The sequence below is a fragment of the Treponema putidum genome, from assembly GCF_024401155.1.
In the GTDB taxonomy this organism is placed as follows: domain Bacteria; phylum Spirochaetota; class Spirochaetia; order Treponematales; family Treponemataceae; genus Treponema_B; species Treponema_B putidum.
Genome location: NZ_CP038804.1, coordinates 893,678 through 915,853 on the forward strand (window position 1 = coordinate 893,678; position 22,176 = coordinate 915,853).

General features: G+C 36.9%; 18 protein-coding genes and 3 tRNA genes. 19 read left to right on the forward strand and 2 right to left on the reverse strand.

Annotation, left to right across the window (positions count from 1 at the left end):
• Window positions 1–6 precede the first annotated feature (6 nt).
• The 13 genes from rsfS to E4N74_RS04300 all read left to right on the forward strand — a co-directional run bounded on the left by rsfS (window position 7) and on the right by E4N74_RS04300 (window position 10,155).
• Window positions 7–366 carry a ribosome silencing factor gene (rsfS, locus tag E4N74_RS04240; protein WP_044979205.1) on the forward strand — a complete coding sequence of 120 codons (360 nt, stop codon included), beginning with the start codon at window positions 7–9 and terminating at the stop codon, window positions 364–366.
• A gap of 24 nt (window positions 367–390) precedes the next feature.
• Window positions 391–975 carry a chromate transporter gene (locus E4N74_RS04245; protein ID WP_044979206.1) on the forward strand — a complete coding sequence of 195 codons (585 nt, stop codon included), beginning with the start codon at window positions 391–393 and terminating at the stop codon, window positions 973–975.
• Window positions 972–1,535, forward strand: a complete 564-nt coding sequence (locus E4N74_RS04250) for a chromate transporter (RefSeq protein WP_044979208.1) — start codon at window positions 972–974, stop codon at window positions 1,533–1,535. The genes E4N74_RS04245 and E4N74_RS04250 overlap by 4 nt, the downstream gene beginning before the upstream one ends.
• 108 nt (window positions 1,536–1,643) lie before the next feature.
• Window positions 1,644–2,480: a DnaJ domain-containing protein gene (locus tag E4N74_RS04255; RefSeq protein ID WP_255819046.1), complete on the forward strand. Its 837-nt coding sequence runs from the start codon at window positions 1,644–1,646 to the stop codon at window positions 2,478–2,480.
• On the forward strand, window positions 2,467–3,213 hold the full coding sequence (gene map / locus E4N74_RS04260; protein WP_145475197.1) for a type I methionyl aminopeptidase: 747 nt from the start codon (window positions 2,467–2,469) through the stop codon (window positions 3,211–3,213). The genes E4N74_RS04255 and map overlap by 14 nt, the downstream gene beginning before the upstream one ends.
• Before the next feature lie 19 nt (window positions 3,214–3,232).
• Window positions 3,233–4,003, forward strand: coding sequence for an exodeoxyribonuclease III (locus E4N74_RS04265; protein WP_255819047.1), 771 nt, complete (start codon window positions 3,233–3,235; stop codon window positions 4,001–4,003).
• A gap of 185 nt (window positions 4,004–4,188) precedes the next feature.
• Window positions 4,189–4,261: transfer RNA gene (locus E4N74_RS04270), tRNA-Phe, on the forward strand.
• A 335-nt stretch (window positions 4,262–4,596) separates the two neighbouring features.
• Window positions 4,597–4,767, forward strand: a complete 171-nt coding sequence (locus tag E4N74_RS04275) for a DUF362 domain-containing protein (RefSeq protein WP_002670897.1) — start codon at window positions 4,597–4,599, stop codon at window positions 4,765–4,767.
• 53 nt (window positions 4,768–4,820) lie between these two features.
• Window positions 4,821–5,225, forward strand: coding sequence for a hypothetical protein (locus E4N74_RS04280; protein WP_245608847.1), 405 nt, complete (start codon window positions 4,821–4,823; stop codon window positions 5,223–5,225).
• Window positions 5,225–6,136, forward strand: coding sequence for a LysM peptidoglycan-binding domain-containing M23 family metallopeptidase (locus tag E4N74_RS04285; protein ID WP_255806303.1), 912 nt, complete (start codon window positions 5,225–5,227; stop codon window positions 6,134–6,136). Before E4N74_RS04280 ends, E4N74_RS04285 begins: the two co-directional genes overlap by 1 nt.
• A gap of 79 nt (window positions 6,137–6,215) precedes the next feature.
• The gene (locus E4N74_RS04290) at window positions 6,216–7,280 is read left to right on the forward strand and encodes a lipid II:glycine glycyltransferase FemX (RefSeq protein WP_255819049.1); all 1,065 of its coding nucleotides are present in this window, start codon (window positions 6,216–6,218) and stop codon (window positions 7,278–7,280) included.
• Between the two features lie 214 nt (window positions 7,281–7,494).
• The gene (locus E4N74_RS04295) at window positions 7,495–10,020 is read left to right on the forward strand and encodes a penicillin-binding protein 1A (protein WP_255806305.1); all 2,526 of its coding nucleotides are present in this window, start codon (window positions 7,495–7,497) and stop codon (window positions 10,018–10,020) included.
• A gap of 52 nt (window positions 10,021–10,072) precedes the next feature.
• A tRNA-Leu gene (locus E4N74_RS04300) sits at window positions 10,073–10,155 on the forward strand.
• A gap of 48 nt (window positions 10,156–10,203) precedes the next feature.
• Here E4N74_RS04300 and E4N74_RS04305 read toward each other — a convergent pair.
• Complete coding sequence (locus E4N74_RS04305; RefSeq protein WP_420832867.1) at window positions 10,204–12,129, reverse strand: AMP-dependent synthetase/ligase; 1,926 nt, start codon at window positions 12,127–12,129, stop codon at window positions 10,204–10,206.
• Between the two features lie 160 nt (window positions 12,130–12,289).
• Between E4N74_RS04305 and E4N74_RS04310 the strand changes: the two genes are divergently transcribed.
• Window positions 12,290–14,470, forward strand: a complete 2,181-nt coding sequence (locus tag E4N74_RS04310) for a hypothetical protein (protein WP_255819052.1) — start codon at window positions 12,290–12,292, stop codon at window positions 14,468–14,470.
• A gap of 12 nt (window positions 14,471–14,482) precedes the next feature.
• The gene (locus E4N74_RS04315; RefSeq protein ID WP_255819053.1) at window positions 14,483–15,922 is read left to right on the forward strand and encodes a hypothetical protein; all 1,440 of its coding nucleotides are present in this window, start codon (window positions 14,483–14,485) and stop codon (window positions 15,920–15,922) included.
• Between the two features lie 49 nt (window positions 15,923–15,971).
• Here E4N74_RS04315 and E4N74_RS04320 read toward each other — a convergent pair.
• A tRNA-Pro gene (locus tag E4N74_RS04320) sits at window positions 15,972–16,045 on the reverse strand.
• Window positions 16,046–16,160: 115 nt separating this feature from the next.
• Here E4N74_RS04320 and E4N74_RS04325 point away from each other — a divergent pair.
• The 4 genes from E4N74_RS04325 (at window position 16,161) to E4N74_RS04340 (ending at window position 22,174) form a co-directional block, all read left to right on the forward strand.
• Entirely contained in the window at window positions 16,161–17,564 is a 1,404-nt protein-coding gene (locus E4N74_RS04325; RefSeq protein ID WP_255819055.1) for an MFS transporter, read from the forward strand.
• Window positions 17,551–19,374, forward strand: coding sequence for a glycoside hydrolase family 2 protein (locus E4N74_RS04330; protein WP_255806310.1), 1,824 nt, complete (start codon window positions 17,551–17,553; stop codon window positions 19,372–19,374). The genes E4N74_RS04325 and E4N74_RS04330 overlap by 14 nt, the downstream gene beginning before the upstream one ends.
• A 144-nt stretch (window positions 19,375–19,518) precedes the next feature.
• Window positions 19,519–21,543, forward strand: a complete 2,025-nt coding sequence (locus E4N74_RS04335; RefSeq protein ID WP_211347438.1) for a S1 family peptidase — start codon at window positions 19,519–19,521, stop codon at window positions 21,541–21,543.
• A gap of 214 nt (window positions 21,544–21,757) precedes the next feature.
• Window positions 21,758–22,174, forward strand: a complete 417-nt coding sequence (locus E4N74_RS04340; RefSeq protein WP_255806311.1) for an OsmC family protein — start codon at window positions 21,758–21,760, stop codon at window positions 22,172–22,174.
• Window positions 22,175–22,176: the final 2 nt, after the last annotated feature.

The window sequence follows — 22,176 nt, forward strand, 5'->3', positions numbered from 1 at the left end:
AAACTAATGATAGAAAATTTTGACTTTTATGCTCCGGCCTTGGAGCTTGGAAAATTATTGCGCGATTTTAAGGGCGAAGATGTTGTTGTACTGGACTTACGGGATAAAAATATTTGGACGGATTTTTTTGTAATTTGTACCGTAACAAGTGCCGCTCATTCGGGCGGTTTGGAAAAAAGAGTTTACGAATTCTTACCTGAACACAATCTGGAAGAATATCATACCAAGCGTAAATCTCCCGACGGAGATGAGTGGAGGCTTATAGATTTGGGCGGTATTGTTGTGCATCTAATGAGCGAAACTGCCCGCAATTTTTACAGCCTTGAAAAAATTTGGTTTGATTCTAAAAATATTCTTGAAGACTAACCTTTACGATAAGAAGATGTAAAAATGAACAAAGCAAATCGTTTAAAAAACTATTCCTCTCTTTTTGTAAGTTTTTTTAAGATAGGACTTGTAACTTTCGGCGGAGGCCTTGCCATGCTGCCTATATTAAAAAGAGATTTGGTTGATTCTAAGGGCTGGCTTACCGAGGATGAAATTTTAGATTATTTTGCAATAGGTCAGAGTACACCCGGAATTATCGCTGTAAATGTTGCGACCTTTGTCGGGTATAAAAGAGGCGGGTTAATAGGCTCTATTTTTTCTACATCAGGAATTGTATTTCCGTCTTTGATAATCATTACCCTCATAGCCGCCTTTGTTTCAAATTTTAATGAATTGATTTGGGTACAAAAAGCCTTAAAGGGAGTAAATGTTGCAGTTTCCGTATTATTGGTAAAAGCGGTTTTTTCATTCGGAAAAAAAACGATTTTTGACCTTTGCACATTTTTTATAGCGGCTCTTTCATTTATTCTAATGTTTGTTTTTAATGTGCAGGGTGTATGGATAGTCATAGGTTCAGCCTTTTCAGGCTGGCTTTTTCAAACAATCAAATCAAGCCGGCTTTTAAAAAAGAATGAGGAAACCTTATGAGCCTTATTGCTTTGTTCTTCTTATTTATGTACATAGGTCTTTGTTCAATAGGCGGCGGCCTTGTTTCTATTACTCTCATGCAGCAGGAATTAATTTCTCGAGGACTTATAAGTTCCGAAGATTTTTTTGCTATGGTTGCTATTTCTGAATCTACACCTGGGCCTATGGGGATCAATATGGCAACCTATGTAGGCTATGAGCTTTACGGTATTTTAGGAAGTGTAGTTTTAACTACGGGTATTGTTCTTCCTTCTTTGGTAGTTATAGTTTTGATAGCCCGTTTTGCTTCGGCATTTCAAGAAAAACCTTTGGTAAAAAAAAGCTTTTACGGCTTAAGGGCGGGATCTGTCGGTATGATTGCAGTTGCCTGTTGGCAGGTAATAAATATTTCCATTTTAAATTTACCTGTATTTAGAGTAAGCGGTAAAATAACCGACATAGTACATATAAAACAATTTGCTTTTTTTTGGATCCTATTTTTTGTAAGTTTGTTTTTTAAAAAGCTTCATCCTATCGTTTTGGTTGCAGCCGGAGCCCTATTCGGCGTTCTGTTTTTATAAAGCTTTTTTTTAGATGAATATTTTTACTTTGCCGGTAATGTTGTTTTAATGTGAGCCAATGCGACTACTAGACATACCGCCTAAATAAATGCTAGCATTACAAATTCTATGATGAAAAAAAATGATAACTATGCTCTTTTAGGTATCTCTTCCGAGGCTTCGGTTGCCGAAATAAAAACGGCTTTTAGAAAAAAAGCAAAACTTCATCATCCCGATTTAATTCAGCATAAAACCGGAGAACAAAAAGAAAAATCCGAATCGGCTATGAGGCTTCTTTTAAATGCCTATCAAGCCATATTAAAAGAAAAAACGGCCGGCGAAAACCCGTTCGATTATTTTGATTTTTTTTCAAAAAAGAATACAGCTGAAAGTTTTGATTACCGTTTATGGCTTTTAAAAAAAACGGATTATGAAAGCCGTGCAAAACTAATTTTTTTTGATCTTTTCCACGGATTGGAACAATCTGCCGTAGAAGAATACAATAAAAGAAGGAGCGAGGCTGGAGGTTTCTACCTTTCAAAATATTTTGATAAAGAAGATTTTATGGACTGCGGTTTTGTCCTTGCAGAAGAACTTTATTTTCGAGGCGAATACTATGAATCTTTTTTACTTTTGGAAGAGATTTTTTATTTGGAAAAACAAAAACCTTATTTTAAACATTTTTTTCCTGAAGTTACAGACTTGATAAAATCCATAATAAAAGATAAACTGCATAGGTATGTGGAAGATGAGCTTGCGCTAAACTGCTATGAAGCCTCTTTAGAATTGGGTTTTAAAAAGATAGATAGGGCTAACATTTTTAAGCGTATGTCCGAAATATATTATAGGTTTGGAGATACATACAGGGCATCTCAATATTTAAATGAGGCAATGCAGCTTAGCCCCAAACTAAAAGGAATAAAAATTATTCAAAATCAATTGGAGAATCGTTATGATTATAATTAAAACGGAAGAACAAATTAACGGAATCAGAAAATCCTGCAAGGCTCTTGCTCAACTCTTTGAAGAATTAAAGCCCGTAATCAAGCCCGGGATTAGTACAAAAGAGCTGGATGATTTTTGTGTTAACTACATAAAAAAAATCGGAGGTGTTCCCGCTTGGTATTCAGAAGGCTTTCCGGGGGCTGCCTGCATTTCGATAAATGAAGAGGTTATTCACGGCGTGCCCGGCAAAAGAATAGTAAAAGACGGAGACCTTGTTTCGATGGATATAGGAATAGACCTTGGCGGCTATATAAGTGATGCCTGCATAACCTATCCCGTCGGCAATGTCTCAAAGGAAAATAAAAAACTTTTAGAGGTTACTACGCAATGTCTTTATGCAGGAATTGAAGCATGTAAGGCAGGAAAAAGAGTTTCAGACATTTCAAAGGCTGTATTTAATTTGGCTAGTGCCCATAATTACGGGGTTGTTTATGACTACTGCGGACACGGTGTAGGACTCGGTGTACACGAAGATCCGAGTATTCCGAATGTGCCTGAAAGAATGAGGCCTAATCCCCGCCTAAGGGCCGGAATGGTGGTCGCAATAGAGCCTATGATTAACATGGGAACGGCCGATGTTGAGGTAAAAAAAGACGGTTGGACTGTTGTAACGGCTGATAGGTCGGTTTCATGCCATATGGAACACACGGTTGCCATCTTTGAAGACCACACCGAAATCTTATCGCAGTTATAAAAGTTTTTATGGGGGAATAATGAATTCGATTATTTCATGGAATGTAAACGGCATCAGAGCCGTTGAAAAAAAAGGCTTTTTGGATTGGCTTAATACCGAAAATCCTGATGTGCTTTGCGTACAGGAAACAAAGGCTTCAAAGGCTCAACTTAGCAAAGAGCTTACCGAACCGGAACTGCCGAAAGGGAAATACCTTGCCTATTGGTCTTCTGCAAAAAGAGCCGGTTATTCGGGAACAGCTATTTTTACAAAAAAGGAACCTCTTCAAATAAGGACAATGGGTTTAAAGGAATTTGACGATGAAGGAAGAGTCCTTATTGCCGACTTTGACAAGGTTTCGATTATTTCTGCTTATTTTCCTAACTCACAAGACGGAGGAGCCCGTCTAGGCTACAAGCTGGATTTTTGTGCAGCCATACTCGAATTTTGTGATTCCATTCAAAAAAAAGGAAATAATGTTATTCTATGCGGAGACTATAATATTGCTCATAAACCCATAGACCTTGCAAACCCGAAAGCAAACGAAAAAAATCCCGGCTACCTTCCTGAAGAAAGGGCGTGGATGGATGAGTTTACCTCATCGGGCTATACCGACACCTTTCGGCATTTTTGTAAAGAAAAGGAAAAATACACATGGTGGAGCTACCGCTTTAGGGCCAGAGAAAAGAATATCGGTTGGAGACTGGATTATCATTGTGTAAATGATTCGTTTTTAACCAAAATAAAAGAATCGGTTATTTTAGACGGAGTAATGGGATCCGACCACTGCCCGGTCAAGCTAATTTATTAGTGCGGGTTAATACCCTGTTGCTGCGCAACGTACGCTCTGCGTCGGGGTTGTTGATTAGTAAGGCAATTTATTGAAAAATTAAAATCAAGGACAACCGATGAGCAAAACTCAGCCCAAAAAACTGAAGTTTTTCGAGGTTTCCTATTGACATAATTTGGAAAAACTGATAATATCGCCTTTGTTACGCCGTTGTAGCTCAGTCGGTAGAGCAAAGGACTGAAAATCCTTGTGTCGACAGTTCGATTCTGTCCGACGGCACTTAAAGGGATATAAGATTTTCTTATATCCCTTTTTTTATTAAAAATTATCATAAATTTTATCTTTTTTAACACATTTTTCACAAAAAATTTAAGTTTTTTTTGTATAAACCCGATAATATAAGTAACGGTCGGGGTTATAGACGGCATTATTTTGACATCCGGATGCCGTTTTTTCTTAACCGATAATAATACGTTTTGAATCTTACTTCAAGAGCGTTTAATTTAGAGATTGGCACAAGTGCCAATCTCTTTTTTTATGCCGCTTTTATATTGCCTTTTTTATATGTAAATGTTATAATGAAGACATGGAAATTTATGATAAGGAGTATGCAAATGGCTTATAAAATTTCTAATGAGTGCACGAACTGTGCTGCGTGCGAAAGTGAATGCCCCGTAAACGCTATCAGCGAAGCCGGAGGCAAACACGTAATTGATGCTGATACCTGTATCAGCTGCGGTGCTTGTGCAGGCGTTTGTCCTGTTGAAGCAATCTCAGAGGAATAATCCGGCTTAAATTTTAAGACGTGATAACCTCAATCACGAGTCCGGAGGGCTTTATGAGTTTTGGAAAAATTATTAGGGGCTATGGGTCGTTTTTTTTCGGTCTGTTGACCTTTTCGGCTATTGCCGGAGTGTGTGTACTTGCAGGTGTCGCAGTAGCCTATCCTTTATGGTTTTTAGCTGTTACTAATGTAAGTTTGTACACAATAATTTCAATAAGCGTTTTTGTATGCGGGATTCTTTACATTTTAGTAAAGAAAACAATCAAAGCATATAAAAAAAGCCCTAGCGGACTCATTATTTCCATTTTAAAAAAAATAACCGTAATAGGCGGCCTTATATTATGTGCTAAATTGGTTTTGACCTTTAATAAGATACCGGCTATAATTGTTCTTATTTTGATTTTTGTGATCTACGGTTTTTTAGCCTTTGGAATAGACCAATCAAAAAATAAACGGTAATGAAGGCTTTTAAATTTCTATTTTTATTCTTTTTTTTATCAGCTTCAATTTTAAGAGCCCAAGTTCCCTATCCTCAAATAGAAAAATTAACTATTGATGACTATCTTTTTGTTCAATATTGCGACGATGTAGCTGATGCACGCAAGGCTTTGGCTGCAGCAAAAACAGGAAATGAACTTCCTATCAGATTTTACACCTATAAGGCAACCGGTGAAGATACTATAATAAAAATTGCAGCCCGATGTTCTATTCCATATGATGCAATTGTTACCTTAAATAGAATTGAGTCCGTTCAAACTGACATTGCAGGGCGTACCTTGATTCTTCCGACAATGCCTGCCGTTTATCTTCCCGAAAAATCCCTTTCAAGTATCGAAAAACTTACCGAAGCTCTTTTTAAAAAGAATAAAACAGAACCGGTAAAAATAAAAATATACGGCCCCGAAGAGAAACGTGAGATATTTTGTTTTCCGGGAGAAATTTTTGACGGAACGGTAAGAGCTTTTTTCTTTATGCCCTTTTACCGCTTTCCTCTTAAAGATGCGGTTATAACTTCGGGCTTCGGCAAAAGGCAGGACCCATTTACGGGCAAGGCAAGCTATCATCCGGGAATAGACCTTGCGGCTCCTACAGGAAGCCCCGTTATGGCCTGTGCAGCAGGCAGGGTAAAGGAAGTATCTTATAACAATGTTTATGGAAACTATATTATTTTAACCCACACCGATGGAAGGGCAAGCCTGTACGGCCATTTGAGCAAGGTGTATGCGAGCTTGAATGAAACCGTAAAATCGGGCACAATTATCGGTGCTGTGGGCTCTACCGGAATGTCGACAGGGCCTCATCTTCATTTTGAAATACGTGAGCAAGGTATACCAAAAAACCCTGCCGATTTTGTAGATAAAAATAAATAAGGAATATTATGGGAGGTATGGTAAACAGTTCTGCAGGAATTCAGCCTCACTGTTTATCTGCCGATTGAGGGAGTTATAAATGATGGAAGCTAGGTTTTTAACATCCGAATATAAAGACGAGTTCGATAAGGTTGTTTCTCATCCCATCCAATCATGGGCTTGGGGTGATTTTAAAGAAAGTATGGGCGCTATTGCTGAACGTATAGGTTTTTTTGAAGACGGAAAATTAAAAAGCGGTATTCAGATTATTTTTTCTAAAATACCTAAGACAAAGTATACGGTTGGGATAGCCTCAAAAACAGTAATGCCGGAGCAAGAAAACATTGAAGCCTTAAAAGAGACGGCAAAAAAACATAAAGCTATATTTATAAAGGTAGAGCCGGATATCTTTTGCCCCGCACAAAAAGATAACCATTTAGAAGCCGTTTATTCAGAGGCAGCTTTTTTAAAAACGTCTATTGGGGATAAGAAAAATTTCTTGTTGAAAAACGGAGCAAAAAAAGGCAAACCTTTTTTTGAAAAATATAATTTTCTTTTAAATATAGAAAAAACCGAAGATGAGCTTTTAGCCTCTTTTCATTCCAAGACAAGGTATAACATTCGCCTTGCCGAAAAAAAAGGAGTTACTATAATCGATAAGAGTACCGAAGAGGGTATGGAAGACTATATAAGACTGATGGAAGAAACCACAAAAAGACAGGGCTTTTTTAATCACAATGGAGAATACTTTAGACAGATGTTTAAAATATTACCAAAAGATACCCTTAGAATATTTGAAGCCGTTTATGAAGAAGAGGTTTTAACTGCATGGATACTCTTTAAATTTAACGGGAAACTTTACTATCCATACGGGGCATCAAGCAATAATCATAGAGAATTAATGCCCAATAACCTTATAATGTGGAAGGCTATTCAATACGGAAAAGAGTCAAATTGTTCTCTTTTTGACCTTTGGGGCTGCTTAGGACCAAATCCTGACACAAAGAATTCATGGTACGGCTTTCATAAATTTAAAGCAGGTTACAATCCTCAGCTGGTAGAATACATAGGGACATTCGACTTTGTTTATAAACATCTTATGTACAAATTATTTAACCTTGCAGATAAAATCAGATGGATTATTCTAAAAAATAAGAAAAGATAAATTTAAGAGAGACTCTAAAAATCTAACCAAGTTTTTAAAGATGCTCTTAAGTTTTTTTATCCTTAGCCGATAAATAAATATCGGCGGTCGGTTCCCCTCCCACCCACCGGCTGCCGATAGCCTGATGGGCGGGCCGGTTTTTTAACCGGCTCTTTTTTTTAATAAAAAAACTACCCACTTGTAAAAAACTTAAAATTATGTTTTATTTAACTGTATGAATAAGCTGAGCAAGATAATATATTTATATCTTATTTTGATTTTTCTCGTTTTAGCGGGCGGAGCATTTGCTCTCGGAAAAATGCTTGCAATGACAAAAAATATAAAGCAAAGCGAATTATTCGTTGACTTTAACCCGTCCCTCCCGTCAAGAATATTGGACATAAGAGGAGACCTAATCACCGAATTCTCATTGGACGAAAAGAGAGAGCTCATCAATTACGGAGATATTTCTCCTAATCTGATTGCAGCTCTTTTAGCCCGTGAAGACCGTCTATTCTACGAACACAAGGGCTTTAGAATAAAATCAATTATAAGGGCTGTCATAGGACAGCTTATGGGAAAATCTTTAGGGGGAGGAAGTACAATTACCCAGCAAATTGCAGGCCTTCTCTATTGTGATAGAACCGACAGAAGCATAAAAAGAAAGGTAAAAGAACTCTGGTGGGCAATCCAGATGGAAAGGCGGCATTCAAAAGATGAGATAATGATGCTATATCTGAACGAAGCTTATTTCGGCGGAGGCACAAATGGGGTAAGCGCCGCATCCCGTTTTTATTTTGGACATTCTGCAGCAGAGCTTACACCTGCAGAGGCTGCTATCTTAATTATTCAGCTCTCAAACCCTACAAGATATAATCCATTTACTTACCCTAACCGAGCAAGGGAAAGACAGGAAAATGTCCTTGAGGCCATGATAAACTTAGGCTTTGTATCAAAGGAGGAAGCGGCTGATTCCTTTGAAGACTATTGGGCTAACTTTGACTATACCAGAATTGCACTATCGGCATGGCTTACCCGTGAAGACAAGGCCAGATGGTTTTCGGAATATGTAAGACGAGAAGTGGCCGACAATATGTTATACGGCACTATGAACCTTTACAAGGACGGATATACTGTACATACTACCTGTGATTTAAGGCATCAAGAAATAGCAGATAATGAATTTCAAAAATACATTGAAATAGCTAATAACAGAGTAATTGCCTCAACCTCAACCTCCTTTAGTCAGGCGGAACAGTACAGTAATCTGACTTCTCTTTTGACCCTCTGCTTCGGAATAGAATCTCTTAATATGGGAGAAAAACAACTCAAAGTAAAAACTAATTCCTATTATCGAAACAACCTAAACAATACCATCGATGTATTAGCCCTAATGTGCGGCATAGACAACCTAAAAACTCTTACCAAGCAGTCAACCGCCAAAATGCAGGAAGTTTTAATGGAAAGAGTTGTAGAAGGAACCTTTATTTCTATTGAAAATGAAACAGGCTATATAACTGCCCTGATTGGAGGAAGTCAATTCAATGAGTCCAACCAGCTTATAAGGGCAACTCAATCAAAACTTCAGGTAGGAAGCACAATAAAACCTTTGATATATTCTGCAGCAATTGACGAAAAGGTGATTACAGCTGCTACAAGAATGGATGACTCACCTCAAGTTTTTGAATCTGCTGACGGAGTGCAATATATTCCAAATAACTACGGTGGAAAGTGGAACGGAACAGTCTTGGTTTATAGGGCATTACCTCTTTCTTTAAATATTCCTGCAATTAAAACTTTGGAAATGGTGGGCTTTGATAGAGCTATAGACCGTATTGCAAGTCTTATGGGTATTACAGATCCGGCCGAAATTGACAGAACCTTTGAAAAGGTCTATCCTTTAGCCCTTGGAATAAGTTCCGTTACGCCTGTACAGCTCTTAAGAGCCTTTGCAATATTCGGAAACCAAGGCAGAGCCGTAGATCCCATAGCCGTAAGATCTATCGAAAATAGGAACGGTGTTACAATAATGGATCCCGAGCTTGACTTACGTATTGAACAGCGTAAACGCGGAACGGCAATGCAGGTCATAAGCCCAAGTAATGCCTTTATAATGACCGAAATCTTAAAAAAATCCATAACTCTGGGAACCCTATTCAGTGCTTCTTCAGGCGGTAAAAAATTCGATTATAAAGATGAAAGAACGGGAAGAACATTTAGAATGCCTATGGCTGCAAAGACCGGAACGACACAAAACTGGTCAGCTTCATGGGCAGCAATATATTCTCCATATTATTCTGCTATTGCATGGTACGGCTTTGATAGAGGGGGCTATTCTTTAGGAACGGATAACACTGGAGCTGCCCTTTCTGGATATGTAGCGGCAAACTTTATGCGTGAAGTTCATAAAAATAAGCCTTTTAAGGATTTTGTTAGACCCGAAAAAGGGGTTATAATGGTGGATGTATGTAAAAAATCAGGAATGCTGCCTTCAGAAAACTGTACCGATGAAACAGTTACTCTTCCATTTTTATATGGAACACAGCCGACGGAAGTCTGTACGGAACATACGTCCGGCATAAAGCTAAGAGATATAGGTATAGATAGAATAAAGGATTCCGGTATGGCTCAGGGCGAAGAAGAAATAAAAATCGACTCAGCCCCTCTTGAAATTGATCCTTCTATTTTTATCGATCCTCCGGTAAATGACGAAATTATGCCTGAAATCACAGACACAGAGGAAACTTCAAATGAAAATTAGTTTTTGTTTTCTATTGACTTTTTTTTGATTATCTGATAAAATCGTTTCAGTTGCGGCGGTGGTGGAATGGTAGACACGTCAGCTTGAGGTGCTGATGCCTTAACGGGTGTGCTGGTTCAAGTCCAGTTCGCCGCAAAAAAAGAACTCAATAATTTGAGTTCTTTTTTTTTTGAAATTTATTTTTTATTTAAAAAGTTCATAGATTTCTTTGCGGTAAAGCTGATTTATCTTATGACGCATCATTTCGCCCTTTGCAGATAATTCCCTGCCCGCCTGAAACTCTTCAGGAAGAAGGACAATCCTATTTATTCTTTCAAATAGTTTAAAACCGGTTTTGGAGTTAACCAGTTCTGCAACCTCAGCCTCATACATTTTTTGTACATTCAAGTCATGTACAAGCTCTGCGACAGGCACATTTCTTAAGCCGTTATTTGCCGCCCATGTTTGGAGGTTTTCTTTATTAACCACAATTAGGGCTCCCAAGGCTCTTTGATCTTGGCCTAAAACGACGGCAATAGAAATTAAGGGAGATTCCTGCAGTTTTACTTCTATCGGAACAGGCTCGATGTTTTCTCCGCCTCTTAAAACTATAGTATTTTTTCGGCGGCCTTTAAGAATTAATTCTCCATCAATTGTTTTTATAGCAAGGTCTCCGGTATCAAACCAGCCGTCCTTATCTATAACCTCAGCTGTCCTTTCAGGATCCTTATAATAGCCCTTTGTTACGGCATCACCTTTGACAAGAAGCAATCCTTTTCTGTTATGAGGCAATTCGTTTCCATTTTTATCTATAATTTTAGATTCAAAACAAGCGAGCGGTTTACCCAAAGTACCGAAAACAGGCTTAGGCATCGGCCGTACACAAATAACCGGAGCCGTTTCTGTGATACCGTAACCTTCGACAACGCTTATTCGGATTGCCCAAAAAAATTCATCAACATTGGGCGGCAAGGCACCTCCTCCGGAGACTCCTGCTCTAAAGCATTTTCCGAACTTTTTGCGGATTGTTCGGTAAATAAGCAAATCCCCGATATAATACATAGGAGCAATACATAAAAGCGGTATAAGAGCCAATATTGGGTAGAGCACCTTAGTTATGCGCTGAAAATGCGGGCATTGCCCCGTTACTCTCCTTTTTAGGCGCATTGTTTTTATTCCGACTTCAATAAAGAATAAGAAGAGGTAATAAAGGGGGCGGCCTCTTTTTTTCATTGCCTTAAAGATGCCGTCATAAACGGCTTCCCAGATTCTTGGGACAGAGGGGAAAAGAGTCGGGTTTATTTTTAGCATATCCGCTAAAAGAATACTTCCTATCGGCTTTGAATAAGCGATAGTACCGCCTGAAATAATTATAACATATTCACAAGCTCTTTCAAATGAATGCCAAACGGGAAGTACCGAAATAGCTTTTTGGCCCGGTTTAAGTATAATCCTATCCGGAAGCTCCATAAGCTGCGTCATAAAGTTTCTGTGGGTCATAGTAACACCCTTAGGGTTTCCGGTAGTACCCGATGTGAAGATTATAGATGCCAAATCATCGGTATCGACGTTTTCCGCATATTCTTCAGGATTGAATTTACCTTCAATTCTTGCAGTTTTGCCCAATTCTATAATTTGAGCATAAGTATAAAATTTAATATTTCTTTCTTTAATGCCGAATTCTTCTTCAAATTTTTTAAAATCGGCATTATCTATGCTTATAATCGATTGCAGAAGGGGAATTTCTTCTATATTGCTTAAAACTTTTTTTATTTGTGCTTCATTTTCTAAAACGGCAAATTTACATTCTGAGAAGGAAAGGATGTGAGTAATTTCCTGTTCGGTAGCATCACAGCCTCGCGGAACATCTGCAGCTCCGATATTCATGATGCCAAAACTTGCATGAAGCCATTCTTTACGGTTATCGGCTATAAGCCCCACATGGTCTTTAGGCCTTACCCCTATAGAAAGCAGTCCTGCTGCAAAATCAAGGGAAATTTCATATAACTGTTTATAAGAAAGACTTTTAAATTCCTTATCCTCACCCTTAAACATTTGAGCTCGTATGTTTGGATATTGTGCCGAAATCCGTTTTAATAATAACGGTAATGATTTGTCGAGAGTTCTCATATTGTAAATGCTATCATAAATGTAAGAATATATCAATATATAAATAAAAAAAGATATTGATTTTATACTTGATTTGTATAGAGAAATTTGATATAATCATAAGGCATAAGATAAAATATTTTATCTTGTCCGATCACAACTTTTACCGGGAGAGAAGTTTATGAAACATAAGAAATTTATATTTTTCGGCATTCTAATTCTGATTATTTTAGCATCATGCAAGCAAGGATTTGTAAAAAAAGTTAAGATAAAAGCAGCCCCTCAAGTAAAGGTTAACCTTGGTAGTAAGGAAATAAAGATAGATAATTTTATAGATAAAAAATCTATAGAAGAAAAAATCAAGAGCATGGGAACAGGTCTTGATAATATTAAAGTCTATGAATACGGCGGCGAAGGGAATGCATTGCACTATCTGATACATTATCCTGTTGCTGCAAAAACAATTGATATGTCCGAGCATATAACTAAAATCAAAGATTTTACAGGAGATAGTCTGAACAAAAATATTGATGAACAAAAGATTAACATTCATGAAATTAAAATTGAAAAAAGCCATGTACTAAGCAATACCGTAATTCCGGCCAACGCCGCCGGAGGTGATATTACATTAAAACTGCCTATTGGCAGTTTCCCTGAAATAAAACCAAGCGGAGAAAATTTCATATCGGCCCAGATTGCAGAAGGCAAGCTGAATATTTCCATATCCGGAGCCAATAGTTTACCGAATACAATAAAAATTGATTATAGCGGGATACAAGTAAAAAAGAATGGTGAATCTGAGGTTTGGAAAAAATTTACAAACACGAAAACAAGTGACAATCTAATAGGTGAATTAGATCTAAATAATGAAACAATAGAATCAACGGATAGAATTAAGATTGGAGGAAAAATAGTAATAACAGGAACAATACCGGCAAACTATGGAGGAAGCGGAGCTCTAACTTTAAATATAAAAAGCGATATTAAAAAATTTAAAGAAATTAAGATTGAAAAAGATTTGGGGAATCTTACCTATAATGTAAACAAAGATCTAACTAACTTAAAAACTATTGTAGACTGGATAGAATTTAAAACAATTTCGGCAGATATTCAGCTTACAAACAATTTACCCGAAGGAAATGATATAACTATTAATATTGAATCTAATATTGAATCAACCATAGGTGATAACGCTCACATTTTTAAAACTGGTCAAAGTAATACTGAAAACCATACCATACTTAAAAAAGAAAATCACAAATTAGAACTTGCTGGATTGAGCGAATTAAACTTTACGGCAACGCTCGGCCTTTCAGGGTATGATGGTTCGTCAAATCCAAACACTTTAACACTAAAAAATATCGAGAATAACCATGAATATTCCTTGAGCGGAAATATAACCGTAAATTTTGACTGGAATAAGGCTTGTATAAAACCTAAAACCACAAACAATTCCATACAAAATAACTTCCCTGAAAATCCTATGGACTTGGATATCTTTAAAGAAAATGAGGATTTGAGTAAAATTCTGCCGAAACCCATAGCAGCTTATATTTATCTTAACTCGGATCTTATTAAAAAGAAAGATAAGCCTACACTAAAAACAGATGTAAAGCTTAAATACACAAAAGAAAATGGAACATCCAATTCCATTAATATAATCCAAGATGGAGAAGCAAAAGAAATTTCTTTTGTTGATAAAAGGCCTGATTTTTTAACAGCATATTCATACAAAACTCTTCTGTCAGAAGCAAGTTTGTCCAATGAAAGTATTGATATTAAAGGTATATTTCAAGATAAGGCAGAACAAATTCAATTTGATGCAAGTGCTAAATTGAAAAAAATCATTGTTACAAAAGAAGCATTGGATGCTATAGAAAATAAAACGGGTGTAAATAAATACAAAGCAGAATTCAATACCGACATTGTTTTTGATATTCAGGCTGAGGCGTATGTAAGCGAAAGTATAAAAAAAGAAATTATGTTGATTGAGGATATACTTTCAAGGAAAGAAGCAAATGACAGCACCAATAATATTATCAATAAAACAAAAGAATTGACTCTCGTAATAAATTATTACAATCAATTAGGTGTTGATCTTAAAATTGAAATTTTAAACCCTGATTGGAAGGAAAGCGGTACACATAAATTTAAGAAAAATATTTTATTAAAACCCGGAACCAATGAAATCTCAATAAAAATATCTAAAAACGAATTACGGGAAATTCAAAATAGGGTACCATTTCCCATCGAAGTAAATCTGTATTTTGATAAAGAATCAAATCAAAAACTAATAAAAAACGGCACCTTAAACTTTTCGGCTTATACTGTCGCAAATATGGATATAAATTATGAATTTTAAGAGGTAATGCAAATGAAAAAATATATTTTTTTATTTTTAATATTTTCATTTTTTGTTTTAAATACACATTCCGAAGAAGATATCTCTTCAGCTTATGATTCAGATGAGCAAACAGAAACAATGCTCAACGAAATAAGAAAAAGAAACGGAATAGATTTAGTTGAGTCTCCTGTTAATGATGATGAAAATACTGAGCAAGCGGATTCTAAAGAACCCGAAACGGAAATACCTGAAAATACCGAAACCGAAGTTCAAGAAATTGAAAAGCCTCCTAAGGAATCGTTTTTTAAAAACAGCAGAGAGGCTTTTGCGTTCGGTATTGAAGTTAAAGTTGGGGTTTCCAATTCATATTTTAAAATTACCGATTTATTTCAAAAAACTCTTGATATTGACTTATCTGATATGTCAAAAGCATTGCCTAAGGCCGGGTTTGATTTATCTGCAGCCGGAACGGCAAATATATACTTGGATATTTATATAAAGTCAAAAGCCGAGTTCGGCTTTTTTATAAAAACAGAGGGTTACGAATTTTCAAATATTCCTAAAAATTTAATCGACTTTGCAGCAAATGGAAATCTTTCTTCAAACAGCTTCAGCGGAAAAATAACGGGAATATCACAAGGCTTTACAGATACGGGTATTTTTTACGGTATGAAATTTAATTCATTTAAATTTAGAGTAAGCACTTCTTATTTTATACCAGCATTTTATATGGAATCGGATATGGGGGATTATGAGTTTATCAATGATCCTATAACCGGAAAAATAGTTGCAAGGGGTAAGTTAAAACTAAATTTGTACTCTCACTTTCCTATATTTGGAGACCCTAATTCCAAATTAGACATAGGAGACATTTTATCAAGAGGCGGTGTAGATTTTAACTTTTACGGTACCTATACTTTCAATGATCTTGCTAATCTGAATTTTAATGTTATAAATATTCCTATTTTTCCGTCCAGACTAAATAAGGGTATTTCGAAAATATATGAGGGAGATTTTAGAATGGAATCTCTAATTCAATATATGAATGGCTTTATAACACCTGATCAAGCATCTCAAATAAAGCCTCCCAGCGGATCTTTTACCGAGACAAATTTAACCTATGATTTACCTACAAAAAATATATTCAGGCCATTAAAACTTTCAGTAAGCTCGGATATAAGACCTTTTTTTAATGATTATTTGATTATTACGCCCAGCATAGGCTGCCATTGTTATAAGCCCTTTTATGTTGATGCGGGACTAAAATTGGAAAGCCGTTTTTTAAAGGTTTTGGGCGCATATATTGGAATGAGTCGTGAAGATAGAGTTTGGAAAAATCAACTGGGGCTCTTTTTGGAAACAAGGGTTTTTAGGCTTGAAACGGCGGTTTCGGCTGCATCTCCTTCATTTACAGGAAGTTTTAAAGGTACCGGAGCCGAAGCAAAAATAAAACTTGTTTTCGGATATTAAAAGGTAAGTATAAAAAAAGAACTTCGTTTTAAAAAAACGAAGTTCTTTATCGGGCAACCCGGATTTGAACCGGGGACCCCAAGTCCCCCAGACTTGTACGCTAACCAACTGCGCTATTGCCCGTAATGAGGGGTATAATATAGCAAAACTAAAAAAATGTCAATAGGTTTTGCAAAGTTCGATAGCGGCGTTTAACCTATTGTCTTGCGCAATTTATTGGATTAAGTATGGAGGCAAAATGCTTACAAATACGGATATTGAAAAAACAACTCTTATGAACACAAAGCGTTTTTGGTTTTTAATGTGGGGATTGGGCATTGCAGGACAATTGTGCTGGAACATTGAAAATCAGTGGTTTAATACCTTTGTATATGCTAAAATCGCAAAAGATTCTTCAATCGTAACCCTTATGGTTATTACGAGTGCATTGGTAACAACCTTTTCGACCTTTATCTTCGGTACCATATCGGATAGAGTAGGAGAGCGCCGCCGTTTTGTTTCAATAGGCTACATCGTCTGGGGCCTTACCACCATCCTTTTCGGCCTAACAGAATTTGTAGGAAGCGGGCAGGTTGGAACCGGTGCTAAGGTATCTGTATGGGCTGCCGTACTTGTTATCCTCGCCGATGATTTTATGAGCTTTTTCGGTTCCATGGCAAATGATTCAGGTTACAACGCATGGAGTAACGATATGACGAATGATAAAAACCGAGGACAGGTTGGGGCTGTGCTTGCAATTATGCCAGTTATCGGTACAATAGCCGGTACTGTGTTGGGCGGCCTTTTAATCGGAACCGACAATAATTACCAGCGTCTTTTTTGGTGTATGGGCTTATTTGTCATAGGTACAGGCCTTATTTCACTTTTTTTATTAAAAGATTCGCCCGGCTTGAAGCCTCATAAAGCCGGCTCTTTTGCACGGCAGTTTGCAGCAGTATTTAAGGCCGAAGGTTTTTTTTCGCACAAAGAACTTATGCTGGCTTGTATAACAAGTTCCGTCTTTTTTATTTCATTTAATGTTTATTTTGTTCACATGGGAAACTGGATGATTTACCGTATGGGCTTCGATGCAGCGAAAATGGGAATCATTCAAGGTTTAAGCTTGCTTGCCGCCTCCTTATCCGTTATTCCGGCAAGCAGGCTTATAAATAAAGGATATACACCTATCCTTGCTTTTTGTGCAATCCTTTTTAACAGTTTAGGCCTTTGTGTTTTAGCTCTTTTTATAAATCCATCATCGGTTAATCAGGATGCTGTGTTTAGCCTGCAAAATATTCCTCTTTTTTTGTCGGTTTTTTTAGCCGGTGCAGGCCAGATTCTTGTAACTCAATCTATGACTATGTGGGTAAAAGAGCTTTACCCTGAAACTTCACGCGGTCAGTTTGAAGGTATGCGTATTCTATTTTTTGTGTTGACCCCAATGATCATTGGAACAGTGATAGGAAATTTTTTGGTAAAAAATGGAGCCGGTTCCGTGGTAAACGAATTCGGCATAACAGAAAATATTCCAGTAGAGTCTATCTATGTCTGGGGTGCCGTTTTAGCCCTCTGCGCCTTCATTCCACTTTACTTTGCATCTAAGCTTTACAATAAACGAAAAAACAATGAGCCTAAGGACACTGAATCCTATGAGAAAAAATAAACCTATAAAACAGCTTTTAACACCTTGGGGCGAAAGCCTAAACAAGGACTGTCCATTAAACGAATATCCGAGACCTCAACTTGTAAGAGAAAACTGGCAGTGTTTAAACGGACGGTGGGACTATGCAATAACTGAAACAGAAGGACATCCCATAAAATGGGAACCTCCCAAAACATGGGACGGAGCTATCATAGTTCCTTTTTCGCCCGAAAGTCTGCTTTCAGGAGTACAAAGACAGCTTCTTCCCGGAAAAAAATTATGGTACCGCAGAGAATTTGCCTTTGAAAAGTGTAAGGATGGGGAAAGGCTTTTATTGCATTTCGGTGCGGTTGATCAGCATTGTTCGGTCTATATAAACGGAAAAAAAGCCGGTTCTCATTCCGGAGGTTATTGGCCGTTTTATTTCGATATAACCGATTTTATAAATTCGGATAAAACCGAAATTACGGTTTTAGTTATAGATAATACTGATACTGGGGATGAAGCTTACGGAAAACAGACCCTAAACCGTGGAGAGATTTGGTACACGGGGCAAAGCGGTATTTGGCAAACGGTATGGTCTGAAAGAGTCCCCGAAAACTACATTCAGACTGTAAAAATAACCCCTCACTTTAAAAAGGCAGAGGTTGAATTGGAACTCTTTATGTGCTGCGGAGCCGGTTTGCCTCCTCAGATAGGTAATATCTCGGTTAAAATATTTGATGGAGAAAAAGCGGTCTCAGAAGGAAACATTCAAGATAACCATATCTTTTTAAAAATGCCGGATGACTTTAAAAGCTGGAGCCCAGAAAGTCCTTTTTTATATGACCTTGAAATCAAAGCCGGAAAAGATACTGTGTATTCTTATTTCGGTATGAGGGAATTCGGACTTCTTGACGGCAAATCCGGACCTGTTTTAAGTTTAAATGGAAAGCCGATTTTTCATCACGGTCTCTTGGATCAAGGTTATTGGAGCGACGGCATGTACACCCCTTCTTCAGATGAGGCTATGATATGGGAAATTAAAACGCTTAAAAATATGGGTTTTAATATGCTTAGAAAGCACATAAAAATAGAACCTCTTCGCTGGTATTATCATTGCGATAAACTAGGTATGCTTGTATGGCAAGACTTTGTAAGCGGAGGCGGCCCATATAAAGACTTTGTTGTAAAGTATGCTCCTTGGCTCGGTTTTAATTTTAAGGACGGAAAAAGCCGCTATGCTCTTCATGGAAGAAAAAGCGAATCAGGCCGAAAAAATTTTATGCGCGATGCAGAGCGTACTATCGATTTATTGTACAGTATAACTTCCATAGCAGTCTGGGTTCCCTTTAACGAAGGCTGGGGGCAGTTCGATGCTGCCTCTGCCGCCGCCCTTATACGCAAAAAAGACACAACACGCTTAATTGATCATGCAAGCGGTTACTTTGATCAGGGAGAAGGGGATTTTCACAGTTACCACATTTACTATAAGGCCTTTAGGCCGAAAAAAGACAAGAGAGGAAGGGTTCTTGCCCTTACGGAATTCGGAGGGTTTAGTTTGCCTGTTCAAGGACACATGAGTTCGGATATTTTATTCGGTTATAAAATGTTCGGCAGCAAAGAAGAATTGAATGAAGCTATTTGGAATCTTTATAAAAAAGATGTTTTGCCTGCCATTGAAAAAGGTTTGAGTGCCTCAATCTATACTCAGGTAAGCGACGTAGAAGACGAAATAAACGGCATATTTACCTATGATCGGAAGGAAATAAAATTTAACGAAGACTTAGGATTAAAAATTGCAAAAAAATTAAATGAAATTTTTAAAGATAAATTTAATGGGAATTTATAATTACACAGTTAAAGACAGCTCAATCTCAAGTCAAGTTTAAGATTTTTTATTGACGGTACTTTATTCTTGTGATATAATCCCTCATCAAGATAAAACCAAAAACCGATTGAGATGTTTTATAATTGAGAACAAAAATTAGGAGTTATGATGAAATTTAAAAACATTTTTATGATTTTATTTTTTGCGGTATTTTTTCAAATTTTGGGCGCTCAGGCTGTTCTAAGCCCTGAAGTTCTGAAAAAAATAAACGGAGCGGTATTTGAAGTCATTGTTTTAAAACCGGAAGAAGGAAAGCTGGAATATGAAAAAAAGCTTCCCATGGATAGGATTCCATTTGCAATACGAAATGACAAATACATTCCTATAGGAACCGCCTTTTTAATGGATGACGGCAAATTTTATTCCGCCGCTCATGTTTTTAATCTTTATGAAGAAAGTTTTTATAACGACTACCACCTCCGTTCGGTATCGGGAGATGTTTATAAGGTAGGATCGGTTTTAAGTTACTCTGTTGAACGGGACTTTATAGTTTTTGAGGCAGAAAATTATAAGCATGTAAAAGGCGAAGGCCTTTCAGCCTTGAATGAGTTTAACTTAAATACCCCGACCTTTTCTGTCGGCAATGCTTTAGGAGAAGGCATTATAATCCGTAACGGACTTCTTACAAGTCAAACATTTGAAGAAAGAAACGGAGAATGGAAGTGGCTTAGGTTTTCGGCAGCAGCAAGCCCCGGTAATTCCGGAGGCCCTCTTATTTCACCTGATGGAATGGTTTTAGGGATTATTACAATGAAAAGCCAAAATGAAAATTTAAACTATGCACTTCCCTTTGCCGAGACGAAAAACATTGCAAAAAATGTAGGCACTGTCTATCTTCCCATTTTTTATAGGCTGCCTCACATTATCGAAGAAAGCAGCTTTTATGAATACAAGTATGAAGAAAAATTACCTAAAAAACTGACGGAGGTTCGAAAGTCCGTTCTATCCGATTATAAAAAATTTACACTAAACATTATAGATGATTTGAAGAAAAAATATAGTTTTTCAGGAACTGAATCTTTTACAAAAGCCTCGGGTTCTGAAGAGATTATGTACGAATCTTGGGCACCTTCTTTTCCTCTTTATTTGGTACGCCAAGAAAATAAAAAATGGGGATTATTTATTCCCAATGATATAAAAGAATATAAACTTCCTCAAAACGGTAAAGTCGTTTACGGTAAAATGCTTAATTCAATAATGGCTTTGATAAAAAAACCTGATAATGTGAGCGAAAAAGAGCTTATACAATCTCCTAAATTATACATGGACTATATTTTAAGTGCTGACCGTATTTATAGAACCATTGCAGGTGAAAAAGTTCCTATTTTATCTTATGGTCAAGCATCAAGGTCTGAAACTCATATAGATGTTTACGGTAGAAAATGGCTTATAAATTATTGGGAGCTTCCCTTTGCAGACATGGAAGTTATATCGTTTTCTCTTCCTGTTCCCGGAGGAATATATGTTATGAGTAGAATCGATTCAATTTCTTCGACAAGGAACGAACATAACCTTGATTATAGTTTTATGACTGACTATATTATTCTTTCGTATAATGCAAATTTCGGAGATTGGAAAGAATTTTTATCTTTATCTCCCAAAGATTATCCTATTGATCCTATGCTTGCAGCAATTAAATTTGATTTTAATTCAAAGAATACAACGATAAAGGCCGGAGATTATGATTTTTCAATATCGAAAAAAGACTTTCCCTGTGATAAAGAAACTACTTTAGAGCTTTCTTTGGGATTTAATTTAAAAGGTAATACACCTGATATTGAAGTGCGCGGTTTACAGATGTATACAAAAACTAGAAGAGACGATTATACATATATCGGCCTTTCAAAAGATTTGAAACCGCCTAAGGAAGCCCCCGAAAAAAATATTGAACAGTGGCAGCAAAAAATAGATAATGCCGCTCCTTATAATGCAAAACCGTATAACCAAGATCAATATACATGTTATGATGAAATTCTTTTTATGGATGATATAAAAAAATCGGATAAAGAAAAAATCAATCAATTGTACTATATAAGTTTAGAGTTAAAACAGCAGGATAGGTTTGACGAAATTCAAAAATTGGCCGCTGAAATAAAAAAAAGTTTAAAATCTCCCTTAAAAAAGAACTAGGGAGTTATTTGCAGGAGGTGTGATAAACAGTTCGGTACAAATGGTGCCTCACTGTTTATCGATATTGTATGCAGTTTGTAAACAAACTACGTGAAAAAACTTTTTTCGCAAATTGATTCGCTGTCCGCTTTAGCGGATACGATGAAAAATTTCCTTGCAGAACAGAGCCGAAAGGCTCTGATATTTGCTGCAAAAAGTTTTTATAGGAGAAATTATGGCAAAAGAATTTAGAACAAAATCTGAAATTGATTTAGGCGAAGGTTTTAAAGTTGAATGTGAGGCATCTGGCAAGAAGGTTATTGCGGATGAACCCCTAAGTTTTGGAGGAACCGATTTAGGGATGAACCCAATTGAACTTCTTTTAAGCGGTTTGGGAGCATGCAAATGTGTTACTTCAAAGGTAATTGCAAAGAAAAACGGCCTCAAATTGGATTATTTGGCCGTTGAATGCATCGGTTTTTTCCGTCCGGAAAAGCTTGGGCTTTCGGATATTGAAACAATATATCATATTAAGTCAGATGCTTCAGATGAGGAGCTTGAAAAATTTATGGCTTTGGTTGATGACAGTTGTCCGGTACACGCCACAATTAAAAATTCTGCTCCGATCGCCCATAAACTTATCCGTGTTTGATC

Bases quoted from the DNA above. Each gene is read 5' to 3' on its own strand.
- rsfS (WP_044979205.1), top strand. From the start codon at position 7: ATGATAGAAAATTTTGACTTTTATGCTCCGGCCTTGGAGCTTGGAAAA.
- E4N74_RS04245 (WP_044979206.1), top strand. From the start codon at position 391: ATGAACAAAGCAAATCGTTTAAAAAACTATTCCTCTCTTTTTGTAAGT.
- E4N74_RS04250 (WP_044979208.1), top strand. From the start codon at position 972: ATGAGCCTTATTGCTTTGTTCTTCTTATTTATGTACATAGGTCTTTGT.
- E4N74_RS04255 (WP_255819046.1), top strand. From the start codon at position 1,644: ATGATGAAAAAAAATGATAACTATGCTCTTTTAGGTATCTCTTCCGAG.
- map (WP_145475197.1), top strand. From the start codon at position 2,467: ATGATTATAATTAAAACGGAAGAACAAATTAACGGAATCAGAAAATCC.
- E4N74_RS04265 (WP_255819047.1), top strand. From the start codon at position 3,233: ATGAATTCGATTATTTCATGGAATGTAAACGGCATCAGAGCCGTTGAA.
- E4N74_RS04275 (WP_002670897.1), top strand. From the start codon at position 4,597: ATGGCTTATAAAATTTCTAATGAGTGCACGAACTGTGCTGCGTGCGAA.
- E4N74_RS04280 (WP_245608847.1), top strand. From the start codon at position 4,821: ATGAGTTTTGGAAAAATTATTAGGGGCTATGGGTCGTTTTTTTTCGGT.
- E4N74_RS04285 (WP_255806303.1), top strand. From the start codon at position 5,225: ATGAAGGCTTTTAAATTTCTATTTTTATTCTTTTTTTTATCAGCTTCA.
- E4N74_RS04290 (WP_255819049.1), top strand. From the start codon at position 6,216: ATGATGGAAGCTAGGTTTTTAACATCCGAATATAAAGACGAGTTCGAT.
- E4N74_RS04295 (WP_255806305.1), top strand. From the start codon at position 7,495: ATGAATAAGCTGAGCAAGATAATATATTTATATCTTATTTTGATTTTT.
- E4N74_RS04305 (WP_420832867.1), bottom strand. From the start codon at position 12,129: ATGAGAACTCTCGACAAATCATTACCGTTATTATTAAAACGGATTTCG.
- E4N74_RS04310 (WP_255819052.1), top strand. From the start codon at position 12,290: ATGAAACATAAGAAATTTATATTTTTCGGCATTCTAATTCTGATTATT.
- E4N74_RS04315 (WP_255819053.1), top strand. From the start codon at position 14,483: ATGAAAAAATATATTTTTTTATTTTTAATATTTTCATTTTTTGTTTTA.
- E4N74_RS04325 (WP_255819055.1), top strand. From the start codon at position 16,161: ATGCTTACAAATACGGATATTGAAAAAACAACTCTTATGAACACAAAG.
- E4N74_RS04330 (WP_255806310.1), top strand. From the start codon at position 17,551: ATGAGAAAAAATAAACCTATAAAACAGCTTTTAACACCTTGGGGCGAA.
- E4N74_RS04335 (WP_211347438.1), top strand. From the start codon at position 19,519: ATGATGAAATTTAAAAACATTTTTATGATTTTATTTTTTGCGGTATTT.
- E4N74_RS04340 (WP_255806311.1), top strand. From the start codon at position 21,758: ATGGCAAAAGAATTTAGAACAAAATCTGAAATTGATTTAGGCGAAGGT.